The 9,930-nt window shown below is 74.3% G+C and carries 2 protein-coding genes and 1 pseudogene; all 3 read left to right on the top strand.

Annotated features, from left to right (window positions below):
- Positions 1-3,335: type I polyketide synthase (locus tag AC0AIB_RS30475; protein ID WP_465097995.1), on the top strand; the 3,335-nt coding region annotated here is incomplete at its 5' end.
- A 32-nt stretch (positions 3,336-3,367) separates the two neighbouring features.
- Positions 3,368-9,166, top strand: a pseudogene (locus AC0AIB_RS30470) (type I polyketide synthase); the annotation flags it as partial.
- A 70-nt stretch (positions 9,167-9,236) separates the two neighbouring features.
- Positions 9,237-9,930 (top strand): beta-ketoacyl synthase N-terminal-like domain-containing protein (locus AC0AIB_RS30465; RefSeq protein ID WP_465097994.1); only part of this gene is annotated, 694 nt, incomplete at its 3' end.

Raw genomic sequence — 9,930 nt, 5'->3', positions numbered from 1 at the left:
TCTTGCGGTGGGTGGGTGTGGGGTTCGTCGGTGGGGTGGGGGTGGATTGGGCGAGTGTGTTTGCGGGTTCGGGTGCGCGGGTGGTGGATCTGCCGACGTATCCGTTCCAACGACGCCACTACTGGGCCCAGACCTCTCCCGCCGGCGTCGGGACGGCCGCAGCTGCTCGGTTCGGCATGAAATGGGAGGACCATCCCCTGCTCGGCGGTGCGCTGTCGGTCGGTGGGTCCGGGAGCCTGCTTCTGGCCGGGCAGTTGTCGCTCGCCTCGCATGCCTGGCTGACCGACCATGCCGTGTCCGGCACCGTGTTGCTACCCGGTACGGCCTTCGTGGAACTGGCCCTGCACGCCGCCTCTGTGGCGGGCTGCACTGAGGTGGAGGAACTGCGGCTGGAGACTCCCCTGGTGGTGCCGTCCAAGGGCGGGGTACGGCTCCAGGTGCTCGTGGACGAGCTCGACGACGGATCCGAACGGCGTTCGGTGCGGGTGTTCTCCCGGGACGACTCGGTGACTGCGGAGTCCGCCTGGACACGGCACGCGGTGGGCGTCCTGGCCTCGCGGTCGCGGCCCGAACCGGCTGTGCTCTGGCACACCGACGCCTGGCCACCTCCGGGCACCGCGCCGGTCGACGTTGCCGACCTGTACGAGCGGTTCGCGACGCTGGGCTACGAGTACGGGGAGGCGTTCGTCGGGCTGCAGGGGCTCTGGCGGGGCGACGGCGAGGTGTTCGCCGAGGTACGACTGCCCGACCGGGTCGGCGCGGAGGCCATCCGCTTCGGACTGCATCCCGCACTGCTCGACGCCGCCCTGCAAGGGTGGTTGGCGGGCGACCTCGTCGACGTGCCCGAGGGCCGTGTGTTGCTGCCCTTCGCCTGGCAGGGCATCGTGCTCCACGCCACCGGCGCCGACACGCTGCGGGTGCGCATCGGCCGGTCCGGTGATTCGGCAGTCTCCCTGCATGCGGTGGACCCGGCCGGTGCTCCGGTCCTCTCGTTGGACGCCCTGGTGCTGCGTCCGCTCGACCGGGAACGCCTCGGGCTGCCGGCCGGGTCCGGAGCCGGAGCGCTGTACCGGGTCGGCTGGCGCCGGGGGACCGCCGTTGCCGGGTCAGCCGACCAGCGGTGGGCGGTGGTGGGGCCGGACGACGCTGAGGCGAACGGTGCGGCCGGACTGCACCGGTGGCCGGTCGCCACCGTCGACGTGCACTCCGATGTGGACTCGCTGCGGATGGCCCTGGACGCGGGCGAGGACCTGCCCGCCGTCGTCCTCGCCGACTTCCGGAGCACCGCCGGCCGGAGCACCGCCGGCCGGAGCACCGCCGGCCGGAGCACCGCCGGCCGGAGCACCGCCGGCCGGAGCACCGCCGGCCGCAGCACCGCCGGCCGCAGCACCGCCGGCCGCAGTGCCGGCGGCGCGGTGGGCGACGGCGTGGTAGCCGGCGGCGCGGTGGGCGAGGCCCGGGCCGGGGCCGTCCGGGGGGAGACCTGGGCCGGACTGGATCTGCTGCAACGCTGGCTGGCCGACGAGCGGTTCGTCGCGGCGAGGCTCGTGGTGGTCACCGAACGGGCCGTTGCCGTCGGGCCGGACGAGGACGTGCCAGACCTCGTCCACGCCGGGCTGTGGGGCCTGCTGCGGTCGGCTCAGTCCGAGCACCCGGACCGCTTCGTGCTGGTGGACGTCGACGCGGACGACAGGTCGATCGCGGCGCTGCCGTCGGCTCTCGCCATGGACGCGCCCCAACTGGCGGTGCGGGCCGGCGAGATCCTGCTGCCCGAGATCGAGCTGGTGAGACCGGGACCCGAGCCAGGGCCGGAGCAGGCCGGGCCGGAGCAGGCCGGGCCGGAGCAGGCCGGGCCGGAGCAGGCCGGGCCGGAGCAGGCCGGGCCGGAGCAGGCCGGGCCCGAGCCGGTGCGCGCCGGAACCGGGCCGGGCGCCGTCCTGGACCCCGACGGCACGGTGCTGCTCACCGGTGCGACCGGCACGCTCGGTGGGCTGCTCGCCCGGCACCTGGTGACCACCCGTGGCGTACGCCGGTTGCTGCTGGTCAGCCGTAGCGGTCCGGGAGCCTCCGGTGCCGACCGGTTGACCGAGGAGCTGACCGGGCTCGGCGCCGACGTGACGCTGGTCGCCTGCGACACCACGGATCGCGCCGCGTTGGCCGACGTGCTGGGTGGCGTCCCCGCCGAGCATCCGCTGACCGCAGTGGTGCACGTGGCCGGCGTACTCGACGACGGGGCGGTGCAGGCGTTCACCCCCGAGCGGGTCGACGCGGTGCTACGGCCGAAGGTGGACGCGGCACTGCACCTGCACGAGCTGACCGCAGGGCTGCCGCTTACCGCGTTCGTGCTGTTCTCCGGGGCAGCGGGGATCCTGGGTCGGCCCGGCCAGGCCAACTACGCGGCGGCGAACACCTTCCTCGACGCCCTGGCGCAGCACCGGCGGGCCCGGGGCCTGCCCGGCGTCTCCCTCGCCTGGGGCCTGTGGGGGCTGGCCAGCGACATGACGGGCCATCTGGGCGAGCAGGACCTGCGGCGCATGCGGCGCTCCGGTATCGCCCCGATGACCGCCGGGGAAGGCCTTGCACTGTTCGACCTGGCTCTCGCCCGGGCCCGGGACGAGCCGGTGCTCGTACCGGCACGCCTGGACCTGGCGACGCTGCGCCGGGAGCGGGCCGCCAACGGACCGGACGCCGTTCCGGTCCTGCTGCGGGGCCTGGTGCCGGCGGCCCCGCTCCGCCGCGCGGCCTCGTCGAGCGTTGCCGGCCGGGTGCCCGCGCCCGCCGCCGCCGCGCCACAGCAGGCGGACGAGCTGCGCGGGCAACTGGCCGGGAAGGAAGCCCAGGCGCGGGTACGGCACCTGCTGGATCTGGTACGCACCCAGGTCGCCGGGGTGCTCGCCCTGCCGGAGGGGGCGGCGGTCGTGGACCCGGACAGGCCGTTCCGCGAGTTCGGATTCGACTCGTTGACCGCAGTCGAACTGCGTAACCGGCTGGGCTCGGCGACCGGCCTGCGGCTGGCGCCGAGCCTGGTGTTCGACCAGCCGACCCCGTTGGCCGTGGCCGAGCACCTCGACGACCACCTCGCCGCCGAGGGGGTGGTCGACGAGGGCGCGGCGGCGCTGAACGGGCTCGACGCCCTGGCCTCGGCGCTCGGCGGAATGAGGACGGACGACGTCCGCCGGGACATCGTCCGCCGGCGGCTGGAGGAGATGCTCGCCCTGGTCGGCGGTCCACGGTCCGGGTCGGCGGGCGGCGGGCTGGTGGATGCCACGGTCGCCGAGCGACTGGATTCGGCATCCGACGACGAACTCTTCGCCCTGATCGAGGAGCAGCTGTGAGCCCCGACCGCGGAGAGGACCGGCAGGTGACCGCGAACGAGGACCGGATCCGTGAGTACCTCAAGCGGGTCACCGCCGAGCTGGCCGGGACGCGGCGACGCCTGCGTGAGCTGGAGGACAGCGCGCGTGAGCCCATCGCCATCGTGGGCATGAGCTGCCGGTTGCCGGGTGGGGTGAGCACGCCCGAGGACCTGTGGCGGCTGGTCGAGGCGGGTACCGACGCGATCTCGGGCTTCCCCGACGACCGGGGTTGGGACGTCGGGAAGCTCTACGACCCGGATCCGGACTCGACGGGCACGAGCTACGTGCGCGAGGGTGGTTTCCTCTACGACTGCGCCGAGTTCGATCCGGAGTTCTTCGCCGTCTCGCCACGTGAAGCGCTGGCGATGGACCCGCAGCAGCGGTTACTGCTGGAAACCGCCTGGGAGACCTTCGAGCGGGCGGGGATCGCCCCCGACTCGGCCCGGGGTACCCGCACCGGGGTCTACGTCGGGGTGATGTACGACGACTACGGCAGCCGGCTGTCCGAGGTTCCCAAGGACCTGGAGGGCTACCTGGTCAACGGCAGCGCGGGCAGCGTCGCGTCGGGTCGGATCGCGTACACCCTGGGGTTGCAGGGGCCGGCGGTGACCGTCGACACGGCCTGCTCGTCGTCGCTCGTCGCGTTGCACCTGGCCGTGCAGGCGCTGCGGTCGGGCGAGTGCGAGCTGGCCCTGACGGGCGGGGTGACGGTGCTCGCCACGCCGACGATGTTCGTCGACTTCGCCCGGCAGCGTGGTCTCGCGCTGGACGGCCGCTGCAAGGCGTTCGCGGACGCCGCCGACGGGACCGGGTTCGGCGAGGGCGTGGGGATGCTGCTGTTGGAGCGGCTCTCGGACGCGGTCCGCAACCGTCGCCGGGTGCTGGCCGTCGTGCGGGGCTGTGCGGTCAACCAGGACGGGGCGAGCAACGGCCTGACCGCCCCGAACGGTACGGCCCAGCAACTGGTCATCCGCCAGGCGTTGACCAATGCGGGGCTGGCCGCCGACGAGGTGGACGCGGTGGAGGCGCACGGCACCGGCACCCGGCTGGGTGATCCGATCGAGGCGCAGGCGCTGCTGGCGACGTACGGCCAGGGCCGGCCGGCGGACCGGCCGCTCCTGCTGGGATCCCTGAAGTCCAACATCGGTCACACCCAGGCCGCCGCGGGGGTCGCCGGGGTGATCAAGACGGTGCTGGCGTTGCGGCACGCCCGGCTGCCCCGGACCCTGCACGTCGACCGCCCCTCGACCCGGGTGGACTGGTCGTCGGGTGCGGTGCGGCTGCTGACCGAAGGCCAGCCCTGGCCCGACCACGGCGACCGGCCGCGCCGGGCGGCGGTCTCCTCGTTCGGTGCCAGCGGCACCAACGCACACGTCATCCTGGAGAGCGTCCCCGAGGCGACGGCCGGAGCAGCGGACCTCGCGGCCACGCCGGCACCCGCCGGTCACGAACCCGCCCCGGACGCGGCGACGACGGAGCCCGCCGGCCCCGGACCGGTCGGGACGGCCGGCGACGACCCGGTCTGGGTCCTGTCCGGACGGACCGAGGCGGCCCTGCACGCGCAGGCCCGGCTGCTACACACCCACCTGACGTCCCGGCCGCGGCCCGAGCCCGCCGACAGCGTGGCCCGTGCCCTGGTGCGGTCCCGTGCCGCGTTCGCGTACCGGGCCGCCGTGCTCGGCCGGGACGACACCGCGCGGCTCGACGGCCTCCAGGCGCTCGCGCAGGGCCACAGCACTCCGGGGCTCGTCACCGGGCGGGCCGTGCCGGATCGGCGCGTGGCCTTCCTCTTCACCGGTCAGGGCAGTCAGCGACCGGGCGCGGGCCGGGAGCTGTACGCCAGGTATCCCGCCTTCGCGCAGTCCCTGGACGGCGTCCTCGCGGAACTCGACAGGCACCTGGGCCGGCCGCTGCGCGACGTCATGTTCGCCGAGCCGGGCACCGGGGCGGCAGCGCTGCTGGACGACACCGGGTACACCCAGCCGGCCCTGTTCGCACTGGAGGTGGCCCTGTTCGGGCTGGTCACCAGCTGGGGGCTGCGCCCGGACGCCCTGCTGGGCCACTCGGTCGGGGAGATCACCGCAGCGCACGTCGCGGGCGTACTCACCCTGCCGGACGCCGCCCGGCTGGTGACGACGCGCGGTCGACTCATGGCGGGCCTGCCGGCCGGGGGCGCGATGGCCGCGCTCCAGGCTGCCGAGTCCGAGGTCGGCCCGCTGCTGGCGGGGCGGGAGGGCGAGCTGTCGATCGCGGCGGTCAACGGGCCGCAGGCCACCGTGATCGCGGGCGACGAGGCGGCGGTCGACGAGCAGGTCGCGCTCTGGCGTGGCCGGGGCCGCCGGGCCAGGCGCCTGCGGGTCGGCCACGCCTTCCACTCCGCCCGGATGGACGGGATGCTCGCCGAGTTCGAGGAGACGATAGGTGACCTCCGCCCCGGCGAGCCGACGATCCCGGTGGTCGCCAACGTCACCGGGGCGATCGCGTCCGGCACCGACCTCCGTACGCCCGGCTACTGGGTCCGGCACGCCCGCGAGGCGGTGCGCTTCCTCGACGGCATGCGCCGGCTGCGTGCCGAGGGCATCGACACGTTCGTGGAACTCGGCCCGGACGGCGTGCTCACGGCGATGGCGCGGGACTGCCTGACGGATTCCGCCGACCTCGCCGACCTCGCCGACCTCGCCGACCCCGCCGACCCCACGGACGCCCCCGGTCCCGCCGGGGCTGCGGGACCCGACCGCCTCCTGCTGTTCCTGCCCACCCTGCGGCGGGACCGCGACGAGGCCACGGCCGTGCAGGAGGCCCTGGCCTCCGTCCACGTCCACGGGCTTCGGGTCGACCCGGTCGCGTCGCTCGGGGACGGCCCGATCGCCACCGACCTGCCCACCTACCCGTTCCAGCGGTCCCGCTACTGGCTCGACCCGCGCCCCGGGGCACCCGACCTGACCGCCGTCGGCCTCGATGTCGCCGGGCATCCGCTGCTCGCCGTCGCAGTGGACCTGCCCGACGGCAACGGCACGGTCTGGAGCGGCCAGCTCTCCGGGCGGACGCATCCGTGGCTCGCCGACCACAGCGTGTGGGGGCGCACGGTGGTGCCGGGGACGGCGCTCCTGGAGATCATGCACCGGGTGGGCGTCGAGGCGGGCTGCGCCCGGGTGGCGGAACTGACCTTCGAGGCACCGATGGTGGTGGCCGACGACGGCGGCGTCCGGGTGCGGGTCGTCGTCGAGGGGCCGGACGGTGACGGGGCCCGCCAGGTGCGGATCCACTCCGCGCCGGTGGGGATCGAGCCTCCCCTGTGGACCCGGCACGCCGCAGGCCGGGTCGACAGCGCCGTGACAGGGCCGGTCGACGGTGCCGCCGTGCCGCAGCCCGCCGTCGGCCGGTCCGGGTGGGACGTCGGCCCCGGCAGCACCTGGCCACCCGAGGGGGCGGTGCCCGTGGGCGTCGAGAGCGAGTACGAGCGTTTCGCCGACAACGGCATCGGATACGGCCCCGCCTTCCGCGGGCTACGCGTCGCGTGGCGTCGCGGAGACGAGACGTTCGCCGAGGTCCGGCTCCCCGAGGAGTACGCCGCCGAGGCGGGCGAGTACGCCGTACACCCGGCACTGCTGGACGCGGCCCTGCACGCGATCGTCCTCGGTGACCAGTTCCCCGGCGGAGCACACGGGATGCTGCCGTTCGCCTGGACCGACGTACGGGTGTTCGCCTCCGGCGCCGGCCGGCTCCGGGTCCGCATCGCGCCCGCCGAGGCCGACTCGGTAAGCGTGTTCGTCACCGACGGCGACGGGTCGCCGGTCCTCGCCGCCGCCACCCTGGCGCTGCGCCGGGTCGCCGCCGACCGGATCGCCGCAGCCGTCACCGGCCAGGCGCCGCTGTACCGGTTGGAGTGGTCCGCCGTGAAGCCTGCCCCGGTGGTCACCGCCACGCGGTTCGCCGTCGTCGGCGCGGACAGCCCGCTGTGGTCCGGCCCACCGGGGGCCGGGATGTCCGTGCCGGTGTACCCGGATCTGGGTGCGCTCGCCGACGCGCTGCCCGCCGGTGGGGGACCGGGCCACGTCCTGGTCGACCTCCGCCGCCGTGCCGACGCCCCGTCGACGGGGGACGGGCCGGGGGACGTGGGCGCGCTGACCCGCCTGGCGCTGGCCACCGTCCAGGAGTGGCTCGCCGACGACCGGTTCACCGGCTCGCGGCTGGTCGTGCTCACCAGCGGGGCCGTGGACGCCGGGACGGCCGTCACCGATCCGGCGGCCGCCGGGGTGTGGGGCCTGCTGCGGGTCGCCCAGACCGAACATCCGGACCGGTTCACCCTCGTGGACACCGACGACCACCCGGATTCGCTCGGTGCCCTCCCCGGGGCGGTCGTCGCGGGCGAGCCGCAACTGGCCCTGCGGGCCGGCACGACCAACGTCGCTGGCCTGGTGCGGGCACCTGCCGTCAGCGGTGCCGCCCCACCGTGGACCGACGCCGGCACCGTCCTGGTCACCGGGGGTACGGGCATGCTCGGTGGTGCCGTGGCCCGGCACCTGGTCCGCCGGCACGGGGTCCGGCACCTGCTGCTGGTCGGCCGGCGCGGACCGGACGCGCCCGGAGCGGCGGCGCTGACCCGGGAACTGGAGGAGCAGGGAGCATCCGTACGCGTTGCCGCCTGCGACGCCGCCGACCGTGAGGCGGTGGCGCGTCTACTGGCCGAGGTCCCCGCCGCGTATCCGCTCACCGCCGTGGTGCACTCGGCCGGCCTGTCCGACGACGGTGTGCTGACCGCCCAGACCGGCGAGCGGATCGAGGCGGTGCTCCGCGCCAAGGCGGACGCGGCGGTCAACCTGCACGAACTCACCCGGGATCTCGACCTGACCGCCTTCGTGCTGTTCTCGTCGATCGCGGGCACGATCGGCAGCGCCGGGCAGGCCGGGTACGCCGCCGCGAACGCCTTCCTCGACGCCTTCGCGAGCTGGCGGCAGGGCCAGGGGCTGCCCGCCACCGCCCTGGCCTGGGGGCCGCTCGACGGTGGGATGGCCGGCGATCTCGGTACTGCGGACGTGGCACGACTGCGCCGGTCCGGGCTCGTGCCGCTCGGCGTGGACGACGCGCTCGTCCTCTTCGACGATGCCTGCTCCCGACCGGCGGCGGCGTACCACCCCGTCCGCCTCGACCCGGTGGTGCTGCGGTCCCGCGCCGCCGCGGTGCCCGCCGTCCTGCGCGGTCCGAACCGTGCGCGCACGGGGGACGGTGCGCCGGGGAAGCCTACCGTCGCCACCCTTGGCGCGCGGCTGACGGGCAGGTCGGCGGCCGAGCGTACGGCGATCCTGACCGACCTGGTCCGGGCCGAGGCCGCCGCCGTGCTCGGCCACGGTGAGACGGCGATGCTGAGCACGCAGCGGGCCTTCCGTGACGCCGGCTTCGACTCGCTCACCGCCGTGGACCTGCGCAACCGGCTCGGCGCGGCCACGGGCCTCAGCCTGCCGGCCGCCGTCGTATTCGACCACCCGACCCCGGCGGCCCTCGCCGCCCACCTGCTGACCGAACTGGACCGCCGGTCACCCACCGGGCACCAGCCCCCGACGGACGCCGCCGGCGTCCTGGCGATGCTCGACCACCTGCGGGACGGAATCGCGACGGTCGTCGAGGACGACGCCGACCGGACCCGGGCCGCCCACCTGCTGCGTGTCCTGCAAGCCGAGGTCGACCGGCCGGCCGCCGGTCCGCACCGGGACACCGACGGAGGTTCCGGCGCCGAGGTGACCGACCGTCTCCGGACCGCCTCCGACGAGGAACTGTTCGACCTGCTCGACAGCGATTTCCGACTGGCCTGACGCCGGTCGGACCACTGCCCACTCGAATCCACCGACGCCAGTAAGACACTCGGATCACAGGGGGAGCGCCGTGTCCGTCAGCAACGAAGACAAGCTTCGCGAGTACCTGCGTCGTGCCATGGCGGATCTCCACGAGTCCCGCGAACGGTTGCGGCAGTACGAGTCGGTTGCTGTTGTGGATGATCCGGTGGTGGTGGTGGGGATGGGGTGTCGTTTTCCGGGTGGTGTGGTGTCGGCGGAGGGTTTGTGGGATTTGGTGGTGGGGGGTGGGGATGCGGTGTCGGGGTTTCCGGTGGATCGGGGTTGGGATGTGGAGGGGTTGTTTGATCCGGTGCGGGGGGTGGTGGGGAAGTCGTATGTGCGGGAGGGGGGGTTTGTGTATGAGGCGGGGATGTTCGATGCGGAGTTCTTTGGTATTTCGCCGCGTGAGGCGGTGGCGATGGATCCGCAGCAGCGGTTGTTGTTGGAGGTGTCGTGGGAGGCGTTGGAACGCGCGGGGATTGATCCGGCGGGTTTGCGGGGCAGCCGGACGGGTGTGTATGTGGGGGTGATGGGTCAGGAGTATGGGCCGCGGTTGGTGGAGTCGGGGGGTGGGTTTGAGGGTTATTTGTTGACGGGGACGTCGCCGAGTGTGGTGTCGGGTCGTGTGTCGTATGTGTTGGGGTTGGAGGGTCCGTCGATTTCGGTGGATACGGCGTGTTCGTCGTCGTTGGTGGCGTTGCATTTGGCGTGTCAGGGGTTGCGGTTGGGTGAGTGTGATGTGG

The sequence above is a fragment of the Micromonospora sp. DSM 43699 genome (assembly GCF_055517075.1).
This window is presented reverse-complemented; position numbering and strand designations above follow the sequence as displayed.